25 protein-coding genes, 1 tRNA gene and 1 other RNA gene are annotated in these 25,405 nt (G+C 68.5%); 10 read left to right on the forward strand and 17 right to left on the reverse strand.

Annotated features, from left to right (window positions below; genetic code table 11):
- Positions 1-110 precede the first annotated feature (110 nt).
- Positions 111-2,276, reverse strand: a complete 2,166-nt coding sequence (locus A5648_RS01595; RefSeq protein ID WP_065022863.1) for an acyl-CoA dehydrogenase — start codon at positions 2,274-2,276, stop codon at positions 111-113.
- A 21-nt stretch (positions 2,277-2,297) separates the two neighbouring features.
- Positions 2,298-3,056 (reverse strand): SDR family NAD(P)-dependent oxidoreductase, encoded by a 759-nt coding sequence (locus A5648_RS01600; RefSeq protein ID WP_064854723.1) that lies wholly within the window; start codon positions 3,054-3,056, stop codon positions 2,298-2,300.
- 103 nt (positions 3,057-3,159) lie between these two features.
- Here A5648_RS01600 and A5648_RS01605 point away from each other — a divergent pair, with 103 nt between their 5' ends.
- The 4 genes from A5648_RS01605 (at position 3,160) to A5648_RS01615 (ending at position 7,884) form a co-directional block, all read left to right on the forward strand.
- Entirely contained in the window at positions 3,160-5,424 is a 2,265-nt protein-coding gene (locus A5648_RS01605; protein ID WP_065022864.1) for a carbon starvation CstA family protein, read from the forward strand.
- Entirely contained in the window at positions 5,403-5,594 is a 192-nt protein-coding gene (locus A5648_RS22255) for a YbdD/YjiX family protein (RefSeq protein ID WP_234787248.1), read from the forward strand. Before A5648_RS01605 ends, A5648_RS22255 begins: the two co-directional genes overlap by 22 nt.
- A 26-nt stretch (positions 5,595-5,620) precedes the next feature.
- Entirely contained in the window at positions 5,621-6,931 is a 1,311-nt protein-coding gene (locus tag A5648_RS01610) for a macrolide-binding ATPase MABP-1 (protein WP_065022888.1), read from the forward strand.
- A 155-nt stretch (positions 6,932-7,086) separates the two neighbouring features.
- Complete coding sequence (locus A5648_RS01615; RefSeq protein ID WP_065022865.1) at positions 7,087-7,884, forward strand: L,D-transpeptidase; 798 nt, start codon at positions 7,087-7,089, stop codon at positions 7,882-7,884.
- Here the strand turns inward: A5648_RS01615 and A5648_RS01620 are convergent.
- Both A5648_RS01620 and A5648_RS01625 read right to left on the reverse strand, forming a co-directional pair.
- Positions 7,874-9,145 carry a cytochrome P450 gene (locus A5648_RS01620; protein WP_065022866.1) on the reverse strand — a complete coding sequence of 424 codons (1,272 nt, stop codon included), beginning with the start codon at positions 9,143-9,145 and terminating at the stop codon, positions 7,874-7,876. The two genes, A5648_RS01615 and A5648_RS01620, sit on opposite strands and share 11 nt — an antisense overlap.
- Positions 9,142-9,981 carry an MBL fold metallo-hydrolase gene (locus A5648_RS01625; RefSeq protein ID WP_065022867.1) on the reverse strand — a complete coding sequence of 280 codons (840 nt, stop codon included), beginning with the start codon at positions 9,979-9,981 and terminating at the stop codon, positions 9,142-9,144. Before A5648_RS01625 ends, A5648_RS01620 begins: the two co-directional genes overlap by 4 nt.
- Positions 9,982-10,047: 66 nt before the next feature.
- Here A5648_RS01625 and A5648_RS01630 point away from each other — a divergent pair, with 66 nt between their 5' ends.
- Genes A5648_RS01630 through A5648_RS01640 form a run of 3 tightly spaced genes read left to right on the forward strand, consistent with a single transcriptional unit; the run spans position 10,048 to position 13,073 of the window.
- A complete protein-coding gene (locus A5648_RS01630) occupies positions 10,048-10,818 on the forward strand; it encodes a class II aldolase/adducin family protein (protein WP_065022868.1) in 771 nt (256 codons plus the stop codon).
- Positions 10,819-10,837: 19 nt separating this feature from the next.
- Entirely contained in the window at positions 10,838-12,106 is a 1,269-nt protein-coding gene (locus A5648_RS01635) for an amidohydrolase family protein (protein WP_065022869.1), read from the forward strand.
- A gap of 1 nt (position 12,107) precedes the next feature.
- A complete protein-coding gene (locus A5648_RS01640) occupies positions 12,108-13,073 on the forward strand; it encodes a D-2-hydroxyacid dehydrogenase family protein (protein ID WP_207511563.1) in 966 nt (321 codons plus the stop codon).
- A 148-nt stretch (positions 13,074-13,221) separates the two neighbouring features.
- On the opposite strand, the gene A5648_RS01645 is transcribed toward A5648_RS01640, so the two are convergent.
- The 6 genes from A5648_RS01645 to A5648_RS22260 form a co-directional block, all read right to left on the reverse strand.
- A complete protein-coding gene (locus A5648_RS01645) occupies positions 13,222-13,521 on the reverse strand; it encodes a hypothetical protein (RefSeq protein ID WP_131810500.1) in 300 nt (99 codons plus the stop codon).
- A 309-nt stretch (positions 13,522-13,830) separates the two neighbouring features.
- Positions 13,831-13,903: transfer RNA gene (locus tag A5648_RS01650), tRNA-Ala, on the reverse strand.
- A 73-nt stretch (positions 13,904-13,976) separates the two neighbouring features.
- Positions 13,977-14,426 carry a GreA/GreB family elongation factor gene (locus A5648_RS01655; RefSeq protein WP_065022871.1) on the reverse strand — a complete coding sequence of 150 codons (450 nt, stop codon included), beginning with the start codon at positions 14,424-14,426 and terminating at the stop codon, positions 13,977-13,979.
- Between the two features lie 45 nt (positions 14,427-14,471).
- A complete protein-coding gene (locus A5648_RS01660) occupies positions 14,472-15,728 on the reverse strand; it encodes an NAD(P)/FAD-dependent oxidoreductase (RefSeq protein WP_065022872.1) in 1,257 nt (418 codons plus the stop codon).
- 58 nt (positions 15,729-15,786) lie between these two features.
- On the reverse strand, positions 15,787-17,337 hold the full coding sequence (locus A5648_RS01665) for a PucR family transcriptional regulator (RefSeq protein WP_065022873.1): 1,551 nt from the start codon (positions 17,335-17,337) through the stop codon (positions 15,787-15,789).
- Complete coding sequence (locus tag A5648_RS22260) at positions 17,219-18,544, reverse strand: MFS transporter (protein ID WP_082966270.1); 1,326 nt, start codon at positions 18,542-18,544, stop codon at positions 17,219-17,221. The genes A5648_RS01665 and A5648_RS22260 overlap by 119 nt, the downstream gene beginning before the upstream one ends.
- A gap of 172 nt (positions 18,545-18,716) precedes the next feature.
- Between A5648_RS22260 and A5648_RS01670 the strand changes: the two genes are divergently transcribed.
- Positions 18,717-19,217, forward strand: coding sequence for a hypothetical protein (locus tag A5648_RS01670; protein ID WP_082966271.1), 501 nt, complete (start codon positions 18,717-18,719; stop codon positions 19,215-19,217).
- A 9-nt stretch (positions 19,218-19,226) separates the two neighbouring features.
- On the opposite strand, the gene A5648_RS01675 is transcribed toward A5648_RS01670, so the two are convergent.
- From A5648_RS01675 to ftsE, 7 genes are all read right to left on the reverse strand, one after another.
- Positions 19,227-19,595 (reverse strand): DUF488 domain-containing protein, encoded by a 369-nt coding sequence (locus tag A5648_RS01675; protein WP_065022874.1) that lies wholly within the window; start codon positions 19,593-19,595, stop codon positions 19,227-19,229.
- Between the two features lie 99 nt (positions 19,596-19,694).
- Positions 19,695-20,087: a transfer-messenger RNA gene (gene ssrA / locus A5648_RS01680) on the reverse strand.
- A gap of 109 nt (positions 20,088-20,196) precedes the next feature.
- On the reverse strand, positions 20,197-21,030 hold the full coding sequence (locus tag A5648_RS01685) for a maleylpyruvate isomerase family mycothiol-dependent enzyme (protein ID WP_065022875.1): 834 nt from the start codon (positions 21,028-21,030) through the stop codon (positions 20,197-20,199).
- Between the two features lie 23 nt (positions 21,031-21,053).
- Positions 21,054-21,899 carry a DMT family transporter gene (locus A5648_RS01690; protein ID WP_082966272.1) on the reverse strand — a complete coding sequence of 282 codons (846 nt, stop codon included), beginning with the start codon at positions 21,897-21,899 and terminating at the stop codon, positions 21,054-21,056.
- Positions 21,896-22,396 carry an SsrA-binding protein SmpB gene (gene smpB, locus A5648_RS01695; protein WP_065022891.1) on the reverse strand — a complete coding sequence of 167 codons (501 nt, stop codon included), beginning with the start codon at positions 22,394-22,396 and terminating at the stop codon, positions 21,896-21,898. The genes A5648_RS01690 and smpB overlap by 4 nt, the downstream gene beginning before the upstream one ends.
- Positions 22,397-22,398: 2 nt before the next feature.
- Entirely contained in the window at positions 22,399-23,292 is an 894-nt protein-coding gene (gene ftsX, locus A5648_RS01700) for a permease-like cell division protein FtsX (protein WP_065022876.1), read from the reverse strand.
- Position 23,293: 1 nt separating this feature from the next.
- A complete protein-coding gene (gene ftsE, locus A5648_RS01705; RefSeq protein ID WP_065022893.1) occupies positions 23,294-23,983 on the reverse strand; it encodes a cell division ATP-binding protein FtsE in 690 nt (229 codons plus the stop codon).
- Here ftsE and A5648_RS01710 point away from each other — a divergent pair.
- Both A5648_RS01710 and A5648_RS01715 read left to right on the forward strand, forming a co-directional pair.
- The gene (locus tag A5648_RS01710) at positions 23,966-24,874 is read left to right on the forward strand and encodes a mechanosensitive ion channel family protein (RefSeq protein WP_342707233.1); all 909 of its coding nucleotides are present in this window, start codon (positions 23,966-23,968) and stop codon (positions 24,872-24,874) included. The two genes, ftsE and A5648_RS01710, sit on opposite strands and share 18 nt — an antisense overlap.
- A complete protein-coding gene (locus A5648_RS01715; protein WP_065022878.1) occupies positions 24,871-25,341 on the forward strand; it encodes a hypothetical protein in 471 nt (156 codons plus the stop codon). The genes A5648_RS01710 and A5648_RS01715 overlap by 4 nt, the downstream gene beginning before the upstream one ends.
- Positions 25,342-25,405: the final 64 nt, after the last annotated feature.

A 25,405-nucleotide genomic window follows, 5' to 3' on the forward strand; every position in this document is an offset into this window, starting at 1 on the left:
CGCGTCCTCCTCACCACGAGCGAGCGTGCGCAGAATGCCAGTGCAGCCGGCGTGTCGTTGTGCAAACACGCTCCCCCGCAAGCGGGCCCCAGCTCGCGTCATGGGGAACGCTACTTGATCAGCGGGTCGCGGGGCATCCCCAGAATCCGTTCGGCGATCTGGTTGCGGGTGACCTCCGACGTGCCGCCGGCGATCGCGATGCCGCGCGCTCCCATCACCATCCGGCCTGCCATCGCGCCCGGACCGTCGTCGAGGGCGACGTCGGGTCCCAGCAGCGCCGCTCCGATCGCCGCACCGTCGCCCATGTGCTCGGCGAGCTTGAGTTTGGTGACGTTGCCCTCCGGACCGGGGCCGGCGCCGGCGATGCTGCGCGCCACCCGGCGCAGGTTCAGCAGCCGCAACGCGTGCTCGTCGGCGACGAACCGGCCGACGCGCACGTCGGCGTCGGCCACCGCCTGCCGGTGCTGCTGGGCCAGCGCGATCAGCCGCTGGTCGACACCGGCGGTGTAGGACCCGCCCCCGCCGATGCTGACCCGCTCGTTGCCCAAGGTGGCCCGGGCCACCTTCCAGCCCTCGTTGACCTCGCCGACGACGTCCTCATCGGGGACGAACACGTCGTTGAAGAACACCTCGTTGAATTCCGAGCCACCGGTGATCTGCCGCAGCGGCCGCACCTGCACGCCGGGGGCCTCCATGTCGACGATCACCATGGTGATGCCGGCGTGTTTGGGGACGTCGGGATCGGTCCGCACGGTCGCCAGCCCACGCCGGCACAGGTGTGCCCCCGAAGTCCACACCTTCTGGCCGTTGATCTTCCAGCCGCCGTCGACCCGGGTGGCCTTGGTCTTGACCGCCGCGGCATCCGAGCCGGCCTCCGGCTCGGAGAACAGCTGGCACCAGATCTCGTCCTGGCGCAGCGCCTTTTCCACGAACCGCTCGATCTGTGAGGCGGTGCCCTGCTGGATCAGCGTCAGGATCACCCAGCCGGTGATCGAATAGTCCGGCCGCTGGATCCCGGCGGCACCGAACTCCTGCTCGATCACCAGCTGCTCGACCGCGTCGGCGCCCCGGCCCCACGGCTTGGGCCAGTGCGGCATCACGTAACCGGTTTCGATCAGCCGGTCCAGCTGGGCCTCGGCGGCCAATCCGGCGATCTCGGCGGCGTCGGCGTGGATCTGCGTGCGCAGTTCCTCGGCCTCCGGCGGCAGGTCCAGGCTGTTGGCCCGGGTGATGCCGGCGGCGGCGCTTTCGAATACCGCCAAGGCCGGGGCGTCACCGCCGAACAGCGCCTGGACCGTCAGGGCTCGACGCAGCTGCAGGTGCGCGTCGTGCTCCCAGGTGTAGCCGATGCCGCCGTGCACCTGGATGTTCAGCTCGGCGTTGCGCACGTAGGCCGGGAAGGCCAGGGTGGCGGCGACCGCGGCGACCAGCCGGAAGGCGAACTCGTCTTCCCCGTCGGCGCGGGCGGCATCCCACACTGCTGCGGTGGCCGCCTCGGCGGCGACCAGCATGTTGGCGCAGTGGTGCTTGATCGCCTGGAACGTGGCGATGGTGCGGCCGAACTGCTCACGCACCTTGGCGTACTCCACCGCCGAGTCGGTGCAGTCGGCAGCGCCGCCGACCGCCTCGGCCGCCAGCAGCACCCGGGCGCGGGCCAGCGCCGATTCGCGCGCGCCGACCAGGGTGTCGTCGGCGCTCACCCCGACACCGGTCAGCGTGACCCGGCCGGAGCGGCGGGTCGGGTCGAGATTGCCGGGCACATCGACGTTGACGCCGGCCCGGTCGCGCTCCAGCACCAACACGTCGTCGCCGGCGGCCAGCAGCAGCACGTCGGCCAGTCCGGCACCCAGCACGATCCCGGCGTCGCCGGAGGCCACCCCGCCGTCGAGGGCGACGTCGCCGGCCAGGCCCACCCCGGCGGTGACCGAGCCGTCGATCAGCCCGGGCAGCAACCGCGCTTGCTGGTCAGCGGTGCCGTTGGCGGCGATTACCGCCGAGGCGATGACCGTCGGCACGAACGGACCCGGCGCCACCGCCCGGCCCAGCTCCTCGATCACTACCACCAGTTCGGGCAGCCCGAAGCCCGAGCCGCCGTGCGCCTCGTCGATATGCAGGCCCAGCCAGCCCAGGGCGGCCAGCTCCTCCCAGAACGGTGGCCGGCCTTCGTCGGCGGCGTCCAGCAGCGCACGCGCTGCCGCGCGAGCCTTCTGGGCGGTCAAGAATCCGCGGGCCACCTCGGCCAGCTCGCGATGGTCGTCGATTACTGCGATGCCCATTGAAGGTCTCCTGGTCTGTGTCTACTTGGGTGCGAACCGCTGCCCGGCGTCCAAGCGCAGGCACTGCCCGTTGAGCATCGGGTTGTCGACGACGGCGGCGACCAGCTTGGCGTACTCCTCCGGCCGGCCCAGCCGCTTGGGGAAGGCCGCGTCCTTGGTCAGTGCGCTGGCGAACTCGTCGGGGATGCCCTTGGTCAGCCCGGTGGCGAACAGACTGGGGGCGATCGCCAGCACCCGGATGCCCACCGAGCCGAGGTCCCGGGCCATGGTCAGGCACATGCCGGCGACGCCGGCCTTGGCGGCGGTGTAGGCGACCTGGCCGATCTGGCCCTCGAACGCCGCGATCGACGCGGTGTTGATGATGACGCCGCGCTCCTCGTCTTCGGGCTCGTTGACGCTCATGTGCGCTGCGGCGAGCCGGCTGATGTTGAACGTGCCGACGAGGTTGAGGTCGACGACCGACTGGAACGACTCCAGGTCGTGCGGCCCGGACTTGGACAGCGTGCGCTTGGCGATCCCGCCGCCGGCGGTGGTCACGATGACGTGCAGGCCGCCCAACGCCTGCACAGCGGTGTTGAGCACCTCTTCGGTGCCGGCGAAATCGGTGACGTCGACCGGGTAGAACTCGCCGCCGAACCCGGCCGCGACCTCTTTGCCCTCCGAACCCTCGCGGTCCAGCACCGCGACGCTGGCGCCGCGGGCCGCCAACAGCTCGGCGGTTGCCCGGCCCATCCCCGAGGCACCACCGACGACGACGACCTTCTTGCCACTGATCTCCATGCGGACTCCTTTAAGCAAGTACTTGAGTATCAAGAACAAGTTATCGTTCCGCTCGGAAACCGCTGCCACTCGGGCATCCGGCAGGCCTGGCAAGGAGGTAACCGTGGCCGCACCGACCGCCCCGGAGGTGATCGAGCGACGCGACGGCCCGGTGACCTACCTGCAGACCGACCCCGATCTGCCACCGGTCGCCGTGGTCGATCACTCGCCGATCTCCGCACGCCACAAACTGGCGTTCGGTGCGCTTGCCGTCGTCGGCGCGGTGGCGTGGGCGCTGATCGCCTTCGTGCGCGGCGAGTCGGTGAATGCGGTGTGGTTCGTCGTCGCCGCGGTGTGCACCTACATCATCGGATTCCGCTGCTACGCAAGGCTTATCGAACGCAAGATCGTGCAGCCCCGCGACGAGCACGCCACTCCCGCGGAGATCTTCGAAGACGGCACCGACTATCTGCCGACCGACCGGCGGGTGCTGTTCGGCCACCACTTCGCGGCGATCGCCGGCGCCGGTCCGCTGGTGGGCCCGGTGCTGGCCACCCAGATGGGCTACCTGCCGGGCACGATCTGGATCGTGATCGGCGCGGTGGTGGCCGGCTGCGTACAGGACTACCTGGTGCTGTGGTGCTCGGTGCGCCGGCGGGGCCGCTCGCTGGGGCAGATGGCCCGCGAGGAGCTTGGTGCGGTCGGCGGTGCCGCCGCGATCATCGGGGTGCTGGTGATCATGGTGATCCTGATCGCGGTGCTGGCGCTGATCGTGGTGCGTGCGCTGGCTGTCAGCCCGTGGGGCGTGTTCTCCATCGCGATGACGATTCCGATCGCGCTGTTCATGGGGATCTATCTGCGGTTCCTGCGGCCCGGGCGGGTCTCCGAGGTGTCGCTGATCGGCATCGTCGCGTTGCTGGGCGCCGTGGCGTCCGGCCGCTGGGTCGCCGAGACGTCCTGGGGTGCCGCGTGGTTCACGTTGTCGCCGGTGACGCTGTCGTGGTGCATCATCGGCTACGGCTTCGCCGCCTCGGTGCTGCCGGTGTGGTTGCTGTTGGCCCCGCGCGATTACCTGTCGACGTTCATGAAGGTCGGCACCATCATGCTGCTGGCCGTCGGGATCCTGATCGCCCAGCCGATGATGGCCGCTCCGGCCGTCTCGACGTTCGCCTACACCGGCGACGGGCCGGTGTTCGCCGGATCGCTGTTCCCGTTCCTTTTCATCACGATCGCGTGCGGGGCGCTGTCGGGGTTCCATTCGCTGATCGCTTCGGGCACCACCCCCAAGCTGCTGGAAAAAGAGAGCCAGATGCGGCTGATCGGCTACGGCGGCATGCTCACCGAGTCCTTCGTGGCGGTGATGGCCCTGATCACCGCGTCGATTCTGGACCAGCACCTGTTCTTCACGCTCAACGCTCCGGTCGCGGCGACCGGCGGGACTGCCGCCAGTGCCGCCGACTACGTCAACGGGCTCGGCCTCGGGGGGCCGCCGGTGACCGCCGATCAGATCAGCGAGGCCGCTGCGGCCGTAGGCGAGTCCTCGATCGTGTCGCGCACCGGCGGGGCGCCGACCCTGGCGCTGGGCATGGCCGACGTGCTGGGGCGGGTCTTCGGCGGTCCTGGCCTCAAAGCGTTCTGGTATCACTTCGCGATCATGTTCGAGGCGCTGTTCATCCTCACCACCGTCGACGCCGGGACCCGGGTGGCCCGCTTCATGTTGTCGGACGCCCTGAGCAACCTCGGCGGACCGCTGCGCAGACTGGCCAACCCGGGGTGGCGGATCGGAGCCTGGGGGTGCAGCGTGGCGGTGGTCGCCGGCTGGGGTTCGATCCTGTTGATGGGGGTGACCGACCCGCTCGGCGGAATCAACACCCTCTACCCGCTGTTCGGCATCGCCAACCAATTGCTGGCCGCGATCGCGTTGACCGTGGTGACCGTGATCGTGGTCAAGCGGGGCCGAGGCACCTCGAACCTCAAATGGGCACTGGTACCCGGCATTCCGCTGTTGTGGGATCTCGCGGTCACTATGACGGCGTCGTGGCAGAAGATCTTCTCGCCCGATCCGCGGGTGGGCTACTGGACACAGCACTTCGCCTACCGGGACGCCGAGCGGGCCGGTAAGACCTCGTTCGGCGCGGCGGCCGACCCGGCACAGCTGCACGACGTCGTGCGCAACACCTTCATCCAGGGCAGCCTGTCGATCGTGTTCGCCACCCTGGTCGCGGTGGTGTTCGTGACCGGAGTCCTGGTCTGTATCAAGGCGATTCGCGGTAGCGCGCCGATGACCGAAGCAGCGCCGGTGCTGTCGCGCCGGTTCGCCCCCGCCGGGCTGATCCCCTCGGCGGCCGAGCGAAAGATACAGGCGCAGTGGGACGCTCACACCCGCTAGTGCGCGCGGCCCGCCAGGTCGGCTGGTACTGGGCGACCCTGCTGGGCGATAACCACTACCGCCGTTACCTGGAGTACCGCCGCCGGGCCCATCCCGGGGAACCGGTGCTCTCCGAGCGGGACTACTGGCGCCGGCGTTATGACGCCGATCCCGGCGGACGGTGCTGCTGACCGGGCTCGTCAGGCATGATCGAGAGGTGGCTGACATCACCCGGCGGCGGGCGGCGCGCAATGCCAAGCTGGCCGGCCTGCCGCTGAGCTTCGCCGGGCGGGCCGCGCTCGGCTTGGGCAAACGGCTGGCCGGCCGGTCCAAGGACGACGTCACCGCCGAACTCATGGAGCAGGCCGCCGAGCAGATGTTCACCGTCCTCGGCGAGCTCAAGGGCGGTGCCATGAAGGTCGGCCAGGTGCTCTCGGTCCTGGAGGCCGCGGTGCCCGCCGAGTACGGCGAGCCCTACCGGGAGGCGCTGACCAAGCTGCAGAAGGGTGCCCCGCCACTGGCCGCGAGCAAGGTGCACCGGGTACTTGACGCCCAGCTGGGCACCCAGTGGCGGGAACGGTTCGGCTCATTCGACGACGACCCGGTCGCCGCGGCCAGCATCGGGCAGGTGCACCGGGCGGTGTGGGCCGACGGCCGCGCGGTAGCCGTCAAGATCCAGTACCCCGGCGCCGACGAGGCGCTGCGCGCGGACCTGAAGACCTTGCGGCGGCTGACCGGGATACTCAAGCCGCTGGCTCCCGGCGCGGACGTGCAGGGCGTCGTCGACGAACTGATCGACCGGGCCGATATGGAACTGGACTACCGGCTCGAGGCCGACAACCAGCGCGCGTTCGCCAAGGCCTACGCCGGGCACCCGCACTTCGCGGTGCCGCATGTGGTGGCCAGTGCGCCCAAGGTCGTGATCCAGGAGTGGATCGAGGGCATCGGCATGTCGCAGATCATCGCCGAGGGCACCGTTGAGCAGCGCGACCTGGCCGGTGCCCGGCTGGTCGAGTTGATCGGCGACGCACCGGCGCGGGTGGGCATGCTGCACGGTGACGCCCATCCGGGCAATTTCATGTTGCTGCCCGACGGCCGGATGGGTGTGATCGACTTCGGTGCGGTCGCACCGCTGCCCGGCGGCCTGCCGGTAGAGCTGGGCATGGCACTGCGCTTCGCCGGCCAGTACAACTACGACCTGCTGCTGCCCACGCTGGAGAAGGGCGGTTTCATCCAGCCCGGCGAGCAGATCGCGATCGAGCAGATCGACGAGATGCTGCGCCGCTACGTCGAGCCGGTGGCATCGGAGGTCTTCCACTTCAACCGCCAGTGGCTGCAGAAACTGGCTGCCGCGCAACTGGATCAGTCGATTCATCAGCTCAAGACCGCACGCCAACTGGATTTGCCGCCCAACCTGGCGGTGCTGACGCGGGTCGTCGCGACGACGGTGGCGATCTTGGCACAGCTGGACGCCCATGTGCCGGTTCGGGCGATCGCACTCGAGCTGCTGCCCGGTTTCGCCGCGTAGTACGCGAGGACCGGCCGCGCGGCCCGGCCGGCTGTGGCCAAACCTTAATGAAGACTTGACCGAGTCGTGGGCATGTGCGGCGGGGGTGGCAGGTCGAATCTCCTTACCATCAACGGCAATAACCTCAGTTTGTCTGGTCGGGAAGGTAAGCGGAGATGTGGAGATCGGTGCGCTCTGCCATTGTCGTTGTCGGGGTCGCCGTCACCACGGTGGTGGCCCCGCCGGTAAATAGTTCGGCTGCTTCCAGCCGTCCACCGGGCGGCGGCATCGCCGCAATCCAGCCGGCATCGGGTGCGGTTGTCGGCGTGGCGCATCCGGTGGTGGTGCGCTTCTTCACGCCGGTGTCAGACCGCAGGGCCGCCGAACGCGCCGTCGCGGTGCGGTCGACGCCGGCCATGGCCGGAACCTTTGAGTGGGTCGACGACACCGAGGTGCAGTGGGTTCCGGACCGCTACTGGCCGGCGCACAGCACCGTGAAGCTGTCGGTGGGCAAGCTCTCCGCTGACTTCAGCACCGGAGCGAAGGTGGTGGGCGTCGCCAGCATCTCCTCACACACCTTCACCGTGACCGTCGACGACGAGGAGGCCGGCCCGCTGCCGGCACCGCACCACCGCCCGCACTGGGGCGAGGACGGGGTGATGCCCGCTACCATGGGCAAATCCGAATTTCCCACGCCCACAGGCAACTACACCGTGCTGGCCAAGGACCGGAAGGTCCTGATGGACTCCAGCAGCGTCGGCATCCCGGTCGATGACCCCGAGGGTTACCGCTTCGACGTCGAGCAAGCGGTGCGCATCTCGCGGCGCGGACTCTATGTCCACGCCGCACCGTGGGCGCTGGGCTCGCTGGGCCTGGAGAACGTCAGCCACGGCTGCGTCGGCCTGAGCCCCACGGACGCCGAATGGTACTTCGAGCGGGTCAACATCGGCGACCCGGTGATCATCAAGGAATAGCTTCGCCTTCTGAGCGGATACCCCCGAAATCGACTTTCAGGGAATCGATCCCGTTGATCCAGGGCAGCGCCGAGCGTGTCCCGTCGTCGAGTCGGCGAATGCCGGGGATGATGTCTGCCAGGGCGCCGAACACCAGGTTGATCTGTAGGCGGGCGAGGTTCGCGCCGATGCAGTAGTGGGCGCCCGGGGCCCCGAAACCCAGGTGCGGGTTGGGACTTCGAAGGATGTCGAACCGGAACGGGTTGTCGAACACCTCCTCGTCATAGTTGGCCGAGCCGTAGAACATTCCGACCCGCTGGCCCTTGCGGATGTGCACCCCACCGAGGTCGACATCGCGCAGCGCCGTGCGCTGGAAGGAGATCACCGGAGTCGCCCAGCGAACCACCTCGTCCACCATGGTCGGTGGGCGTTCGGCCACGAACAACCGCCATTGGTCGGGATGGGCGAAAAACGCCAGCATCCCCTGCGTGGTGGCGTTGCGGGTGGTCTCGTTGCCGGCGACCATCAGCATCATCACGTAGTAGCCGAATTCCAGTGCGGTCAGCGCCTCTCCGTCGATGCTCGCGGTGACCAAAGCTGTCGCGATGTCATCGCGGGGGCGGCTCTTGCGGTCTTCGGCCATCTGGTAGGCGTAGCCCAGAAGCTCCGCGGAGGCCTGCATCCCGTCGGCTGCGGCCTGCGGGTCGCCGTTGCCACCGCCCACCAGCCGGTTGCTCCAGTCGAAGACCTGCTGGCGCTCATCTTCCGGAACACCGATCAGCTCACAGATGGTCGCCAACGGCAGCTGGGAGGCTACCTCGGTGACGAAGTCGCCGGTCTTGTGCTCGGCGGCGGCCGCGACGATCTCGCGGGCCTGGCGGTCGAGTGAATCCCGCATGCCTGCGACCACACGGGGTGTGAATCCGCGGGATACGATCCGGCGCAGCTTGGCGTGTTTGGGTCCGTCGAGAAACAGCATGATGTTGTCGCGGCTGGCGTCGTGAAGGTCTTGGTTGCTGGTGGTATTGGTCCGGATCAGCGAGGTGTTCTCGTGCGAGGAGAACACCTCATCCTGCAGCGAAACAGCTCGGACATCAGCGTGTTTCGTGACGACCCAGTAGCCCTCGTCGGGGTAGCCGGACGCCCCGAACGGCTGGTCGTTCCACCAGATGGGTTCGGTCTTGCGCAGCAGCGCAAACTCCTCGTGCGGGATGCGTTCGGCGATCAGCGCCGGGTCGGTGAAGTCGAACCCCTCGGGCAGCAGGCGAGGTGTCTGGGTCATCGTGTTGCCTCTCGGTCGGCCAGCGGTTGCCATGCGTCTTCGGCGCCGTCGATGAACCCGCCCGACGGGGCGGCGAAATGCGATCCGAGCAGCAGCGCCCGCTCGTCGGCGATACGGCGCAGCAGCTGCAGCCGGCTGGCTCGGGCGGCGGCGGGGTCCGCGTCGGGCAGGGCGGCGATGTCGGGGTCGGCGATCTGAATCGGGTGATGCACCACGTCGCCGCTGATGTACGCGACGGCGTCGTTGGACTCTATGCGCACCGAGACGTGACCGGGCGTGTGACCGGCGGTCGGTACCAGCTGGACATCGTCGGTCACCCGGTGATCGGGGCCGATGAGCCGCAGCTTGCCATGGTGTTCCAGCGGCGCAACGCATTCCGAGGGCGCGCGGTCCTGTCCGGCGAACCCGCACCAGTGCTCGTGCTCGGCCGCGGTCACCAGGTAGTCGGCGTTGGGAAACGCCGGCACCCACCGCCCGTTGCGCTCGGTGGTGTTACCGCCGGCGTGATCGCGGTGCAGATGGGTGCAGATCACCGCCGTGACGTCAGCGGCGGTAAATCCCGTGGCAGCCAACGATTCCCCGAAGCGGTCCGGTATATCCCGCTCCCGCAGGAAGCTCTCCGCAAAACAGGTGTCGACGAGCACGCGCGCCGCTGCGGATTCGATCAGGAAGGACTGGATCGCCATCAAGATGTTGCCGGAGGCGTCGATGTAGTCCGGCGACAGATTCGCCGGCAATCGGCCGGGCACGTTCGCGAACAGCCGCGACGGCGGGATCGGAATGACCGCCTGCAGCACCGCGTGGATCCGAACATCGCCGACAGTCCAGTGCTGCACGCCCGTGATCCCCTTCTCGCACGGCAATCGTATGACACAAATCCCTTGCTTCCATATGATTTGGTCATGATGGAACCGGTGCGCCCCGGTGGCTCGGCGGTCTGGTCGCCCTCGGTGGTGCCACCGATCGGAGTCGAGTTGAGCGACTCGCAGGCGCTGGCCGTGGCGTTTCGCCACCTCGCCGACATCGGCTTCGCCGAGAACATGGCCGGTCACATCACCTGGCAACCCGAAGGCCACAGCGAGATGCTGGTCAACCCGTGGGGGCTTTGGTGGGCCGAGCTCACCGCCTCCGACATCTGCACCGTCGACGAGGACGCCCGGGTGGTCGCCGGCCGCTGGGATGTCACCCCGGCCATTCATATCCATACCGAACTGCACCGCGCCCGCCCCGACGCCCGGGTGGTCATCCACAACCATCCCTACTACGTCAGCCTGCTGGCATCCCTGCACGCCCCGCCCGAACTGGTCCACCAAACCGGCTCGTTGTTCCTCGACGACCTGTGCTTTGTCGAGCGCTACGACGGCGAAATCGACAGCGCCGCCCGCGCTCAAGAGCTTGCCGGGCGCATCGGCGGTGCGAACCTGGCGATCCTGGCATCGCACGGGGTGATCGTCACCGGACGCACGCTTGCCGAGGCGGTCTATCGGTCAGCGACCATCGAACGGGTCTGCAAGCTGGCCTACCACGTCATGCTGACGGGTCGGACCCCCGCGCCGATGAAGCGGTCCGACATGGCCGGCATGCAGGCGTCGTTGATCGAACGCGCCGCCGACGTGTACTGGGCCGGCGCGGCGCGCATGACCATCAAGGCCGACCGACGCGTGCTGGACTGAGCAGAATCGAGGCTTGTGGGTGAAATCGATCGATGAACTCAGCTCCGACCCGAGCTTCACCACCGCCAAAGTCGGCGCCGAGCGCACCGTGACCTTCCTGCCCGAACCGCCACGCGCACACCGTCGCTACACGGTCATCTCGGTCGACGATCACATCGTCGAACCCCCCGACACCTTCGCCGGCCGCGTCCCGCGCAGCTTGGCCGACCGCGCGCCCCGAGTGGTCGAGACTGACAACGGCGGCCAGACCTGGATTTACGACGGCGCATCGCTGCCGAACGTCGGGTTCAACGCCGTCGTCGGCCGGCCGGTTTCGGAGTACGGTTTCGAACCCGCCCGGTTCGATGAGATGCGACGCGGCGCCTGGGACATCCACGAACGCATCAAAGACATGGACCTCAACGGTGTCTACGCCTCACTGAACTTCCCGTCGTTCCTGCCGGGCTTCGCCGGGCAGCGCCTCCAGTTGACGACGAAAGACCGCGACCTGGCGCTGGCATCGGTTCGCGCCTGGAACGACTGGCACCACGAGGTGTGGGCCGGTTCCTACCCGGAGCGCATCATCGGTTGCCAGCTGCCCTGGTTGTTGGATCCGAAGCTGGCCGCAACGATGATCTACCAGAACGCGGAGCGCGGTTTTCGCGCCGTCACGTTCAGTGAGAATCCGGCCATGCTGGGCCTGCCGACCATTCACTCCGGCCACTGGGACCCGTTCATCGCTGCTTGCGCCGAGACCGGCACCGTGGTCAACCTGCACATCGGCTCGTCCGGCTCGGCGCCGTCGACCACCGACGACGCACCGCCGGACGTGCAGGGCGTGCTGTTCTTCGCCTACGCCATCTCCGCGGCGGTGGACTGGCTGTACTCCGGACTGCCCAGCCGGTTCCCCGAGCTCAAGATCTGCCTGTCCGAGGGCGGAATCGGCTGGGTCGCAGGGCTACTGGACCGGCTCGACCACATGCTCAGCTATCACGAGATGTACGGAACCTGGAAGGCGCTCGGCGAAACCCTGTCGCCGGCCGAAGTGCTGCAGCGCAACTTCTGGTTCTGCGCGGTCGAAGACCAGTCATCGTTCTGCCAGCACGAGCGCATCGGCACCGACCACATCATGCTCGAGGCCGACTACCCGCATTGCGACTCGACCTGGCCGAACACCCAGCGTGTCATCCACGAGCAGATCGGCGGCCTGCCGCCGGAGGTGATCCGGAAACTGACGTGGGAGAACGCCTCTCGGCTGTATCAGCATCCGGTGCCTGAGGCGGTTCAGCACGACTCGGACGCGTTCTGAGATGGACACGGACTCCCCGTTGCGGGTCGCGGTGCTCGACGACTATCAGGGCATCGCCGAAACCGTGGACTGGTCACCCATCCCGCGGCCCGTCGACCTGCTGGCCCTGCGCGAACACATCGCACCCGGCGACGAACTCGTCGCCCGGCTGGCCGACCGCGAGGTCGTGGTGGCGATGCGGGAGCGCACCCCGATCGACGGCGACCTGCTGGGCCGGTTGCCGTCGCTGAAACTGCTGGTCACCACCGGGCCGTTCAACGCCGCCATCGACACCGCGGCCGCCCGCCGGCTCGGGATCACGGTGTGCGGCACCGGCGGCATCATCACCCCGACGGTCGAACTCACTTGGGCGTTGATCCACGCCCTGCAGCGCCACCTGATCACCGAGGACCGCGCGCTGCGCGCCGGCCACTGGCAACAGACCGTCGGCGCCGATCTCGCCGGGGCGACGCTGGGACTGGTCGGACTGGGGCGGATCGGTCGACGGGTCGCGACGGTGGGCCACGCCTTCGGCATGCGGGTCACGGCGTGGAGCCCGCATTTGACCGCCGAGCGTGCCGCCGAAGCCCAGGCGGAGCTGGTGGACCGCCGCAGCCTGTTCGCGACCGCCGACGTCGTGTCGCTTCACCTGGTGCTTTCCGAGACGACGCGGGGCGTCGTCGGCCGCGACGAACTCGCCGCGATGAAACCCAGCGCGATTCTGATCAACACCGCGCGCGGCGGCCTGATCGACGAGGTGGCGCTGATCGAGGCGCTGCGCGCGAACCGGATCAAAGGAGCGGGGCTCGACGTCTACGACGCGGAGCCCCTACCGGGCGGCCACCCCCTGACGCAGCTGCCCAATACGGTGCTCACTCCGCACCTGGGCTATGTCACCGAAGAATGCATGGACCGCTTCTACCGGGATATCGTCGACGATATTGTCGGCTATTGCGCGGGCACACCGCGACGCATTGTGACCGGTTGACGCATAGCAGTGATTCCTTACGACTAAAGCGCATTACGGTGTCGGACGTATAACAATTATGCGCTAAATATTGGGCATCGATAGCCGCCAATTCTGACGGCATAGAAAAGGGCCCGCAAGCTAATGCTTGCGGGCCCTTTCCGGGGGGCTATTTGGTGCCGCCGGCCAGCCCGATCGGGGCGCCGATGGCGTCGGTCAGCATACCGGCCACCGGGCTCGCCGCCGCGGCCCCGGCCGGCCCCGGCGCCACCAAAGGTATCGGCGGAGGCGCTCCGGGGATCGGTGGAATCGGAGCGATCGGCACCGGGGGCACCGGGCCGGGAGGAAGCCCCAGCGGCACCACGGGACCGGCCAGGGTGGTCAGGTCTGCGACGGCCGGTCCGCAGGCCGCCGCCGCTCCAGCGGGCAGCGCTCCTGCCGCCAGGGCCTCGCCGGCCGTCTGCGTCACCACGCCGCCGCACACCGGCCCACCCGTCGGCAACGGCGCCACCGAAAATGGCGCAGCCGCCGCACTGGCGCTGAAAATCAATGCACTCGCATATAAGCCAATACCGGCAAATATCGCGATACCGGGTCTCCCGAGGCTCTTCACTGCACACTCCGATTGTTAGTATCCAGCCCCCCGGACACGCAGTTTTTCGACTGCGAATGAACCGTATCACAGCGGTGTAAGTAACTCGGATTGCAATGCAATTCGTTACCGCACTGATACGGATCAGCGACCACGCGCATGAATTCCAGAACTCAACAAAATAAGTGGAGCTAAGGGGACTCGAACCCCTGACCCCCACACTGCCAGTGTGGTGCGCTACCAGCTGCGCCATAGCCCCGCGGTGTCGTGCTCATCGAAGCTACACCACCGCCATACCCAGGCTCAAAACACCTGGTCACTCAGCCCGAGATTCAGGCCGGGTGCTGGGTCTGATGCATCCCGTAGGGCACCGCGTCGAGCAGGGTGACCGTGACGTTGGCGCCGCTGGGCACCTGATAGCTGCGCTGCTCGCCGGGACGGGCCCCGGTGATCGCCTTGCCCAGCGGTGACTGCGGCGAGTAGACCTCCAGCCCGCTCTGGTCGTCGTCGCGCACCCCGAGCAGGAAGGTCTCGGTGTCCCCGTCGTCGTAGCGGACGGTGAGCACCATGCCGGGTTCGGCCACCCCGTCGTCCGGCGGGTCCTCCCCGACGACCGCGACCGACAGCAGGTCGTGGATCTGGTGGATCCGGGCCTGTCGGGCCTGCTGCTCGGTGATATCAGCGGTGCCCGAGCCCAGGTGCGGCTCGGACAGCTCAGCCAGCTCGGCCAGTAGCCGGTCCTTGGTCTGCTGTGTCATCCAGACACTTTGTGAATCAGCCATCGACGATCTCCTTTACGAACAGATTTGCTTGGGTACCAACTAGATTCAGCGCAGCGGATCGAGTTCACGCAATACGGCGGACTGCTTGCCGGTAGTGATCTGCTCGGCCAGCAGCCGGCCGGTCACCGGGCCGTGCGTCAGGCCCCACATCCCGTGGCCGCCGGCGACGTAAACGGTACCCGGGCACACCTCCCCCACCAAGGGCCGCCCATCGGGGCTGACCGGGCGCGGGCCCACCCACACGTCGGTGCGCTCCTCCCAGCGGACCCCGTCGAGCAGCGGCCGGGTCGCCGCCACGATGGCTTCGACGCGGGAGGGAACGATCGGGGCGTCCGGATCGCCGAACTCCATGGTGCCGGCGACGCGCAGTTTGGCGTTCAACGGTGTGCAGGCCACCCGGGCGTCGGGCAGGTAGATCGGGCCGGTGACCGGACCGTCGACCGGAACCGTGAAGGAATAGCCGCGTCCGGCCCGCACCGGCACCCGAGTCCAGCGGGCCGCCAGCTGCGACAGCCAGGCGCCGTTGGCGATCACCGCCGCTGCCGCCGTCAACGTCGTACCGTCACGGCCCGTCACCGCCACGCCGTCTCCGGACGGCGCCACGTCCACGACGTCCATCGTGTGCAGCGCGGCGCCGCGCTCGACTACCGTGCGTCCCAGCGCGGTCACGAACCGGCCCGGGTCGAGGAAGCGCTGACCGTCGATCTGCACGGCGGCGGCGACCGCCGACGACGCCAGCGGCACCCGTTCGCGCAGTGCCGCCCCGGTCAGTTCGGTGCAGAACACCGGCCGGCCGGCCTCGGAGAACCGCCGCAGCTCGTCGAGCAGACGCTCGGCGTCGGCCGAGGTGCGGAAGATCGCGGTGATCGGGGCGTCGGTGACCGGGGCATCCACCCCGTTGGACACCAGCACGTCGTAGGCCTCGATGCAGTCGGCGCTCAGCGGTGCGTTGGCCCGCACCGCCCGGCGCCACACCGACGGGCGGCTGTTCGCAGCGAAGCGGGCCAAAAAGCTCCACAGCGCCGGGCCCGCGTTGAGCGGGACCTGCAGCGGCGCGCCGCGGCTCAGCAGGGACCGCAGCCCGAAGCGCAGGTTGGCGGGCTCGTTGAGTGGAATGGCCAGTGCCGGGGAGATCCAGCCGGCGTTGCCCCACGACGAACCGGCCGCGACCCCGACCCGATCGACGACCGTGACCTCCACGCCGCGGTCTTGCAGGAACCAAGCGGTCGACAATCCGACGATGCCGGCGCCCACCACGATCACCGACCGTGGCGCGCCGTCGATCCGATTGCCCGCGCTCATTACTCCATGATGCGGCGATCGCCCGAAACGGCTTTGACCTAATCACACAACGAGGACGTCAGCCTTTGTCGAAAACCGACATGTCACCGGCCGCCAGCTCGACCATCGCCGCGAACCGGGTACGCGCGTCGTCGAGGCCCAGCGGCGTCACCTCCGCCATCTTGCGCAACCGGTAGCGCATCGTGTTCTCGTGCACGCCCAGCCGCTCGGCCGCCCGCGCCAGATCGCCCTGGGCATCGAGCCAGGCCCGCAGCGTCGCCACGTACGGCGTCCCGTGCGCCGCATCGTGGCGGCGCAGTTCCGCAACCGGCCCGCGGGCCGGCACCGTCCCGGCGCGCGCGGCGGTGTACAGCCGTCGCAGCACGATCTCGTCCCAGGCCTCGTCGTAGGCCGGCGGCACACCGTCGGTTGGGCCGGCTTCGTGCAACGCCAGACACTCCTCGGCCTCGCGGCGCGCCGCGGCCAGCTCGGCCACCTCGGCGACCGCACTGATCCCGGCCAGCACGCTGGCCTGATGCGGCAGCGCCGAGCGCAGCCCGCTCACCCATTGCCGGGCCTGCGCCGCGTCGTGAGCGGGCAGCACCGTATAAACCGTGTTGGCAGCCAGCGCGCTGCGGCCCGGACGTGACCAGCCGAACCCGGTGGTGACGGCCTCGAAAGTCAGCAACAGCCCGGCATGCGGCTGGGTGGCGATCCGGGTGTGCACGGCGATCACCCGCAGCGGCGCCTGCGGCAGGCCCAACCTGGCGAGCAGGGCGGCGGCGTCGGCCGGGTCGGTTCGGCCGTCCAGCAGCCGGCTGACCCAATCGGATTCGACCTGACGTTCCAGGTCCGCACTGGCCCGTGACCGCAGTAGGTGCAGTGCCACCGTGCGGGCGCCGTCGGCCAGTGCCGTCAGCCGGTGTCCGTTCAGCGGGGCCGGGCAGGCCACCCACACCGCTCCCAGCAGCTCGCGGCCGGCCCGTACCGCCACCACCATCCGGCCGGTCAGCCCGTGCTCGGAGTCGGCGGCGACAAACAGCGGCTCATCGTGGCGATCCAGATGCGCCAGCACGCCGCGTTTTTCGAACAGCTCCCGCAGCGGGCCGGCCTCCTGCCGGTTCAGGATCGTCGCCGCACGCGCCGGATCGGCGTGCCGCTGGCCCCGCGAGTAGGCCAGCACCCGGCCCAGCTGGTCTTCGACGGTGACCGCCCCACCGACGGCATCGGCCAGACTGTCGGCCACCGCGAACAGATCCGTTGGGCCGCGGCCAGAGTCGGTCTCCCTGCCCTCGAGCACCAGCCCGTAGACCACAGCGGCCAGCTCGCTCCAGGACACCGCGGGATCCACCACCAGCACCGCCAGTGACTCGCCCTCACCGGCGAATGCGGTCTTGTCCTCGCCGTCGCGCACCAGCACGGCGACGGCCTTGGCGGCCACCGCCCAGCGCACCGCCTCCTTTACCGAGCGGGCGCCGACCGCCAGCAGGACGTCGCCGATGACGGCGCGCTCACCGGTCACCTCGTGCATCACGACACTGCTCAGCGGCGTCGTCCGAGGGACGGAACAGAACCGCAGGCGAACCCCGTAGCTGCCCACCACGTTGACCAGCCGGTCCAGCGTCACCATCAACCGAGCCTAACCACGTCTCTCCGGTGATCCCGCCGATCGGACTGCGCGCCCGGGTCTCCGGTGCCAGCACCCAGGCCACCGCCGCCACCAGCAGCACCGCGCCGCTGATCACGAACCCCCATTCGAACGAGAGCCGCTGGGCGATCTGCCCGACCACCAGCGATCCGATGATCGACCCGAGGTCGGCCATCATCTGATAGGTGGCCACCGCGGTTCCGGCGCGAGCCTGGTTGCCGACCAGATCGGCGATGACGGCCTGCTGCGGCGCCCCGTACATGCCCGAGGCCAGCCCGGCCAGGTATGCCGCGACCAGGAACACCGCCAGCGAGCCGCTCGCACCGAGCAAGATCGTGGCGACCCCGGCCACCGCGAGCCCGAGGATGAGCGGGCCCCGCCGGCCGATCCGGTCGGACATGTGGCCGCTGGGCAGCACCGCGCACACGTTGCCGATCCCGATCGTGGCCAGCGCCAGGCCGGCGACGGCGGGCCCGCGGTCCAGGACTTCGGTGACGAACAGCGGCACCAACGCCACCCGCAGGCCGAATACCGACCAGCCGGTGGCGAAGTTCGACAACAGCGCCGACCGGTAGGCACGATGGCCCAGCGCCGCCCGCACCGACACCGTCGGCCCGGTCGACTCGGCCGGTTCGGCCAGATGCGAATTGCGCAGGCTGACGAACACGCCGGTGGCTGCCACCAGCAGCACCGAACCGTAGAACAGGAACGGCGCACTCAGGCCGAAACCCGCTGTCAGGCTTCCCAATACCGGACCGCCGACGGTGCCCAGCAGGAACGCGGTGGCGAACATCCCGGCAACCCGGCCGCGAGCATCCGGCGGGCTGATCCGGATCATCAGGCCCACCGCGGCGATGAAGAACATCGTCGACCCGACGCCGCCGAGCGCACGGAACACGAGCAGCTGCCAGTAGGTCTGGACGAAAGCGCAGGCGGTGGTCGACACCGAGACGATCAAGAGGCCGGTCACATAGACCCGGCGCTCCCCCAGCCGCTGCACCATCAGACCGCTCACCGGCGCGAAGCACAACCGCATCAGCGCAAACGCGGTGATGAGGAACGTCGTCGCGGAGATGCTCACCCCGAAATGGCGCGCATAGACCGGCAGGACCGGCGATACCACCCCGTAGCCGAGCGCGATCAAGAAGTTGGCGCCAAGTAGGACGAAGACCTCCCGCGGCAGCCGCATGCGGGCGGCCGGGGCGTTGGAAGTCACCCGCCGATTTTAGGCAACGGTTCGGCGGGGCCTGGAGGCCGCGGTAGGGATCGCTGTGAGCCGGGTCATCGGTCTGCCCCCGGTAATCTCAGGTCCGAGCAGACTTGATCATGAAGAGCTACCGCGGCGCAGGAGGGGCCCAGCGATGAATGACGACCCGGCGCGGCGGCCGGTGGTGTTGGCGCTGTGGGATCAGCGGGCCGCGTTCAAGCCGTTTGCCGTGGCCGGCGCGGTCGCGATCGTGGCCGGCGGCGGGTTGGCCGCCGCCATCGCCGCGCCGTCGCCGACCCGCCACGGTGTCTGGGCGGTCGCCTATCTGGTGCTCGTGCTCGGGGTCGGCCAGCTGGTGCTGGGTGCGGGCCAAGCGTTGTTGGCGGCCGAGCCACTGGCACCGGGCGCGGCTCGGGTCACCGCGTCGGCGTTCAACGTCTCGGGCGCGGCGATCGTGCTCGGTGTCGTCACCGACCACATCGTGGTGTTCAACATCGGTGCGGCGCTGCTTTTCGCCGTACTGGCGTGGTTGCTCTACGGGGTCCGGCGCACCGCGCGACGCGGCTGGGCGCTGGTCGCCTACCGGCTGTTCATCGCGGCGCTGACCGTGAGCATTCCGATCGGCATGCTGATCACCACCGCCGGCCGCGGCTAGGCCGCGTCCTCACTGTTGGGCCAGCAGCTTGGCCAGCACCGCAGCCTGGCTGCCGTCCAGATTGCGGGTCGCGGTCACCAGGGTGACGGTTTTCTTGCCTCGGATAAGCGCGCGCAGGGCGTTGAACGCTGTGGTGCCCTGCGGGGTGCGCAGTTCCGCTTGGTAGCGGGAGACGAACTCATCGAACCGCTCGGGCTGGTGGTTGTACCAACCGCGCAGTTCCCGAGACGGCGCCGCATCCTTGAACCACTGCCCCACCCGAGGGTCGTCCTTGCGGAATCCCCGCGGCCACACGCGGTCGACGAGGATCCGCTCGCCGTCGGCTTGGCTGGGTTCGTCGTAAACCCGGGCCACGCGGAACGTGGTTTTGGGGCTCATACCCCAGGGTATCGCCGGCAAGCCGGCCCCGGCTGCATGGCCGGCGGCGGACCGGAAAAAGAAAGCTGGCCAGAGCGTGTGCTCTGGCCAGCTTCTCGGGTGTGGAGCTGCCGGGAATCGAACCCGGGTCCTACGGCATTCCCTCAAGACTTCTCCGTGCGCAGTTCGCTATGCCTCTACTCGGATCTCCCGGTCACGCGAACAAGCCGAGATGACGATCCCAGTCGCTGTTGGTGTCCCGATAAATCCCGCGACCGGACGTATCGGTGGATCCCTCTAGTCGATGCCAGGGTCCGGGCCGAGGGAGGTCCCGGTCTGACAGGCCCGCTATCGCTTAAGCAGCGAGAGCGAAGTCGCTCTGGAGAGCGACCTTAGCCGGAGTAAGTGCAACCTTGGCGCTTACTTGGTTACAGCGACGCTTAACGGTGGTCTCCTGCCTGCACCGGCACGCTTCCCTTGATTCGACACACGCAGTCGAAACCTTTCAGCCCCCTGTCCTTGTTCTCTCTACGCCCGCCGATTCGGCGAGACAACCCATGGTACCGGTCTGCAACGACAGGATGCGGCATCTTTATTTCCGAGGTCACGCCGGTCAGCCGCGTCAGATAACGAAGTTCAGGTGCTCGACGATGCGGGCAGCAACCTCCCGGTCTCCGTCGAGGTCGACCGCCCTGGGAGCCGCGCGCCCGCCGGCGGCCCGGGTGAACGCCACCCCGTCCATCCGGATCACCGCGGTAGGCGCCTGGCCGCCGAAGTCGTCGACAACCTGGGCGCGGCCCTCGACCGCCACCCGGATGGTCCGCGCCAGTGGCCCGGTCAGCTCGAGGGCCACCCGGGAGCCCTGCGGCGCCCCGCCGAGCTTGCCCACCACCCGTCCCATCGCGGCGGCCATCTCATCAAGGGCCAGCCGAGCCGCCGGGCCGACCAGCTCCGCCCCGGAGGCGGGCAGTCCCAGCCCGTCCCGGATGTCGAGCTCATGCATCCAGCAGTCGAAGACCCGCACCCGGATGAACCGTCCGTAGCTGTCCGGCCCCACCGGCGTCATAGTCGGCGCGTTCCAGTCGTCGTCGGATAGTGCCGCCAGCACCGCACGCCGCTGCTGCGTCACCGTCCGGAACCGCCCCAGGATCTCCGCCGGAGATTCGCCGCGCAGGTGACGGACCCAGCACTCGTTGTTGGCACCGATCTCGTTGCGAACATGTTCGAGGGCCGAGACGTCGAGATCGCTTTGCGGAGTGGGTGTTCCGAGCAGCATCGATTCGGTTCCGACAATGTGTGCCACGACATCGCGCACCGACCAGCCAGGCAATGGCACCGGCTGCGTCCACTGCTGGTCGGTCAAACCGCCCAGCAACTTATCGAGGCCATCCCAGCAGGCGAAAAGCCCTGCCAGCACGTCGGACTTGTCGAGCCGGGTCGGGGCGGGGCCGGTCATGGGATCCGATGCTAAACCCGCCGCTACCCGGCGGTGATCATCGCCACCGAAACGACGGCCGCCACCATGCCGATCACTTGCCCGCGGTGCACCCGTTCCCGCAACACCACGATGGCCAACACCACGGTCACCGCCGGGAACAGCGAGATCAGCATGCCGCCCAACGACAGGGGTGCATTCCGCAGCGCCCCCAGCATGGCGACGTTCGCACCGGTATCCATCAGCCCGGCGGTCAGCGACAGCTTCATCGGCGTTCCCGACGGCAGCCGCAGATCACGAGTGGCGGCCGCAATGATGCTGATTACCACCAGCGCCGCCAACCTCGCGAACATCAGCGGCCACAACACGGACTCGGCCGGTGCCTTCTCGATGAACACGAAGTTCAGCCCGAATCCCACCCCCGCGCCGATGGTCAGCCACGCCACCTTCGGGGTGAACCGGTGCGGCCGGATGTCCTCGTCGGTGACTTCCCGGCTCACCAGGACCACCGCGATCAGCGCCAGCATGATGCCGGCGCCGGCGACCAAGCTGGGCCGCTCGCCTTGGAGCAGTCCGGCCGTGACCGGCACCGCGGCCGTCACGACGGCGGACAGCGGCGAAACCACCGAGATGGGGCCGGACCTCAGAGCCGCGTAGAACCACCAGCTGGCCAGCCCCAGCGCCACGCCGCAGGCCGCCCCCCAGCCGACAGCACCCGGACGGATCGGGCCGCCGGTCGCAACCGCCACCGCCGTCAGCCCCACCAGCGCCAGCGGGGTGGACACCAGCAACACCTGCAGCGGTGACACCCTCCGCGACGCGAGGCCGCCGACGAAGTCGCCCGTCCCGAAGCCGGCCGCCGCTACCAGCGCCAGCGAGGCGCCGATCACATGCCCTTGGCGCGGCGTCCCAGCGCGCGGGTGACCTCGCGCTGGGCGTCACGGCGGGCCAGATCCTGCCGCTTGTCATGGGCCTGCTTGCCGCGGGCAAGCGCCAATTCGACTTTCACCTTGCCTTCGGTGAAGTACACCGCCAGCGGCACCAGGGTCAGGTTGCCGTCGCGGATCTTGCCGATGAGCATGTCGATCTGGCGCCGGTGCAACAGCAACTTGCGGGTGCGTCGCGGGTCGTGGTTGGTCCAACTGCCGTGCCGGTACTCGGGAATGTGCATGTTGCGCAGCCACACCTCCCCGTCGTCGACGGTCGCGAACGCATCGACCAGCGAGGCCTGACCGGCCCGCAAACTCTTCACCTCGGTGCCCAGCAGCGCTACCCCGGCCTCGTACACGTCGAGAATCGAATAGTTGTGACGTGCCTTGCGATTCGAGGCAACGATCTGCTTGCCGTCCTGCTTCGCGCTGCGCTTGCCCGCCGCCTTCTTGGCCACCACTACCGCCGGACGTACAGGCGAAGCGTCACATACGACGTCGCCGCGGCCATCGCTGCGCCCAGTAACAGCAGGATCGGTGAGATGTAGAGGATGTCGGCATAGTCGATACGCGCGATCAGATGTGCTTGATAGAACTGGCTGAGCGCATTATCGAGGAACAGTGCCCGCACCACGATCAAACCGATCACCGCGATGATGACACCGACGGTCGCAGCCAGCACCGCCTCCACCAGGAACGGCAACTGGGTGTACCAGCGACTGGCCCCCACCAGACGCATGATCGATACCTCGGTGCGACGGGTGTACGCGGCGACCTGAACCATGTTGGCGATCAACAACACCGCACCGATCGCCTGCACCAGGGCGACGGCGAAGGCGGCGCTGCTCAGCCCGTCGAGCACTGCGAACAGCCGATCGATCAGCTTCTTCTGGTTGAGCACGCTGAGCACACCGGGCTGGTCGACCATCGCGGCGTCGAAATCCGTACTCTGCTCGGGGTTTTCCAGCTTGACGATGAACGACGCCGGAAAGGAGTCCTTGCTCGCCACGTCCTTGAACTCCGGGAACTTGCGGATCGCGTCGGCGTAGGCGTCGTCGGAGTTGAGATAGCGCACCGACTTCACGTCGTCGCGGGCCTCGATGCGCTCGCGCAGCGCCTTGCACGCCGGCGCTTCACAGTTCGGGTCCTCGGCCGCGACGTCGGGGTTCAAGAACACCTGCGATTCGACGCGGTCCAGGTAGATGTTGCGGGACTGGTCGGCAAGGCGCACTACCAGCAGACCGCCGCCGAACAGACCGATCGAGATCGCCGTGGTCAGGATCATCGCCACCGTCATGGTGACGTTGCGGCGCAGCCCGGTCAGGACTTCATTGAAGAGGAATCCGAAGCGCATGTCAGCGGTCCATCCCGTAGACACCGCGCTGTTCGTCGCGCACCAGCCGTCCCAGCGACAGCTCGACGACCCGTTGGCGCATCGAGTCGACGATGTGGTGGTCGTGGGTCGCCATCAGCACGGTGGTTCCGGTGCGGTTGATCCGCTCCAGCAGATCCATGATGTCCGCGCTGGTGTCCGGGTCGAGGTTGCCGGTCGGCTCGTCGGCCAGGAGCACCAGCGGCCGGTTGACGAAGGCCCGCGCGATCGCCACCCGCTGCTGCTCACCGCCGGACAACTCGCCGGGCAGTCGGTTGGCTTTGCCGGACAACCCGACCATCTCCAGCACCTCCGGGACCACCCGGTTGATCATCTCCGGCTTCTTGCCGATGACCTCCAGGGCGAACGCGACGTTCTCGAACACCGTTTTCTGCTGCAGCAGCCGGAAATCCTGGAACACGCAGCCGAGCACTTGGCGCAGGCTCGGGACATGGCGGCCGGGCAGCTTGTTGACGTGGAACTTCGATACCTGGATATCGCCCCTGGTCGGGGTCTCTTCGGCCAGCAGCAGGCGCATGAACGTCGACTTGCCCGAACCGGACGGCCCGATCAGGAACACGAACTCGCCCTTGTCGATCTTGACGTTGATGTCGTCCAGTGCCGGACGGGCCGACGATTTGTACTGCTTGGTGACATGGTCGAGCGTGATCATCACGGCACGCAGTTTAGCCGTGCGGCATGCCGCCGCCGGTCAGGCCAGGTCTACGGTGCCGCGGGATGCGAAGTCGTCGGCGCCGGTCCTGCCGGGGCGGTGCTGGCGGCGCGGTTCATCACCTGGGCGGCGCGCCGGGTCACCCGCCGGCTGGAACTGGGCTTTCAGGCCAGCGACGCGCTGGTGCGTTCGGAGGCCTCCAAGCACCGCCAGGCCGTCGCCTCGGTGATCTCCTGGGTCACGGTGGCGATGCTCGGTGTGGTGGTGGCCGTGCAGATCACCGGGATCCTCGACATCCCGGTCGGGTCGTTGGTGGGACCGGCCGCGGTGATCGGTGGGGCGATCGGCTTCGGCGCCCAAAAGCTGGTGCAAGACCTGCTCAGCGGATTCTTCATCATCACCGAAAAGCAGTACGGCTTCGGCGATCTGGTGCAGTTGAGCATGATCGGGGCGCCGGAGGAGGCGCTGGGAACGGTCGAAGACGTCACGCTGCGGGTCACCAAATTGCGCAACGCCGACGGCGAGGTGTTCACCGTCCCGAACGGCAACATCGTGCGATCGCTGAACCTGTCCAAGGACTGGGCGCGTGCGGTCGTCGATATCCCGGTGCCCACCAATGCCGACCTGAACCGGGTCAACGAGGTGCTGCACCAGGTGTGCGAGAACGCGATGGAGGCCGACGCCCCGCTGCGCGACCTGCTGCTGGACGAGCCGTCGATCATGGGGGTGGAGAGCATCGAATTGGGTGTGGTCAATCTGCGGATGGTGGCCCGCACCCTGCCCGGCAAACAGTTCGAGGTGGGACGCCGGCTGCGGATCCAGGTGGTGCGTGCGCTGGCCTCGGCCGGGGTGGTGACCGCGGGTGACGTGGAGCAGGTGGAGGCGCCGTGACGAACAAGCCGGACAAGCCGGCGGCCGCCCGGTCGGAGGGCGCCGGGCTGCGCTGGCCGACGCATCTGTTCAACGGCCGGGTCCGTACCTCCACGTTGCTGCTGGTCATCGCGTTCATCGCGGTGTGGTGGGTGTACGCGACCTACCGGGTGGAGCCGACACCGCCGGCCGCACCGCAGGTGGTGCCGCCCGGCTACGTCCCCGACCCGGCCTACACCTGGGTGCCGCGGACCAAGGTGCAGCAGCCGCCGGAGACCTCCACCGAGACACCCACCCCCACGCCGACCACGACCGAGCCGCCGACCGAGCCGCCGACCCCGTCGCCGGTGCCCGGGTTCCCGTTCTGCCCACCGTTCTGCCCGCCGCCCACCCCGGCGGCGCCGATGCCGCCCGAGCTGGCCCCCGGGGCCGCGCCCGAACCGTCGCACCCTCCGGCGGTCCCCGGCGGCTGCTTCCCGCCCAGGTGATGAACCGCGCCGCCAGCACCGCCCCGATCAGCAGCACGACAACCCGAACCCCTTGCTTGTGGCT

It is taken from the genome of Mycolicibacter sinensis, from assembly GCF_001673565.1.
In the GTDB taxonomy this organism is placed as follows: Bacteria; Actinomycetota; Actinomycetes; order Mycobacteriales; family Mycobacteriaceae; genus Mycobacterium; species Mycobacterium sinense_C.

Excerpts from the sequence above, each read along its gene's own strand:
- A5648_RS01620 (WP_065022866.1), bottom strand. The coding sequence starts at position 9,145 with ATGACCCAGACACCTCGCCTGCTGCCCGAGGGGTTCGACTTCACCGAC.
- A5648_RS01600 (WP_064854723.1), bottom strand. The coding sequence starts at position 3,056 with ATGGAGATCAGTGGCAAGAAGGTCGTCGTCGTCGGTGGTGCCTCGGGG.
- A5648_RS01630 (WP_065022868.1), top strand. The coding sequence starts at position 10,048 with ATGATGGAACCGGTGCGCCCCGGTGGCTCGGCGGTCTGGTCGCCCTCG.
- A5648_RS01710 (WP_342707233.1), top strand. The coding sequence starts at position 23,966 with ATGGTCGAGCGTGATCATCACGGCACGCAGTTTAGCCGTGCGGCATGC.
- A5648_RS22260 (WP_082966270.1), bottom strand. The coding sequence starts at position 18,544 with ATGCGGCTGCCGCGGGAGGTCTTCGTCCTACTTGGCGCCAACTTCTTG.
- A5648_RS01685 (WP_065022875.1), bottom strand. The coding sequence starts at position 21,030 with ATGACCGGCCCCGCCCCGACCCGGCTCGACAAGTCCGACGTGCTGGCA.
- A5648_RS01615 (WP_065022865.1), top strand. The coding sequence starts at position 7,087 with ATGTGGAGATCGGTGCGCTCTGCCATTGTCGTTGTCGGGGTCGCCGTC.
- A5648_RS01675 (WP_065022874.1), bottom strand. The coding sequence starts at position 19,595 with ATGAGCCCCAAAACCACGTTCCGCGTGGCCCGGGTTTACGACGAACCC.
- ftsX (WP_065022876.1), bottom strand. The coding sequence starts at position 23,292 with ATGCGCTTCGGATTCCTCTTCAATGAAGTCCTGACCGGGCTGCGCCGC.
- A5648_RS01670 (WP_082966271.1), top strand. The coding sequence starts at position 18,717 with ATGAATGACGACCCGGCGCGGCGGCCGGTGGTGTTGGCGCTGTGGGAT.
- A5648_RS01660 (WP_065022872.1), bottom strand. The coding sequence starts at position 15,728 with ATGAGCGCGGGCAATCGGATCGACGGCGCGCCACGGTCGGTGATCGTG.
- A5648_RS01655 (WP_065022871.1), bottom strand. The coding sequence starts at position 14,426 with ATGGCTGATTCACAAAGTGTCTGGATGACACAGCAGACCAAGGACCGG.
- A5648_RS01595 (WP_065022863.1), bottom strand. The coding sequence starts at position 2,276 with ATGGGCATCGCAGTAATCGACGACCATCGCGAGCTGGCCGAGGTGGCC.
- ftsE (WP_065022893.1), bottom strand. The coding sequence starts at position 23,983 with ATGATCACGCTCGACCATGTCACCAAGCAGTACAAATCGTCGGCCCGT.
- A5648_RS01665 (WP_065022873.1), bottom strand. The coding sequence starts at position 17,337 with ATGGTGACGCTGGACCGGCTGGTCAACGTGGTGGGCAGCTACGGGGTT.
- A5648_RS01640 (WP_207511563.1), top strand. The coding sequence starts at position 12,108 with ATGGACACGGACTCCCCGTTGCGGGTCGCGGTGCTCGACGACTATCAG.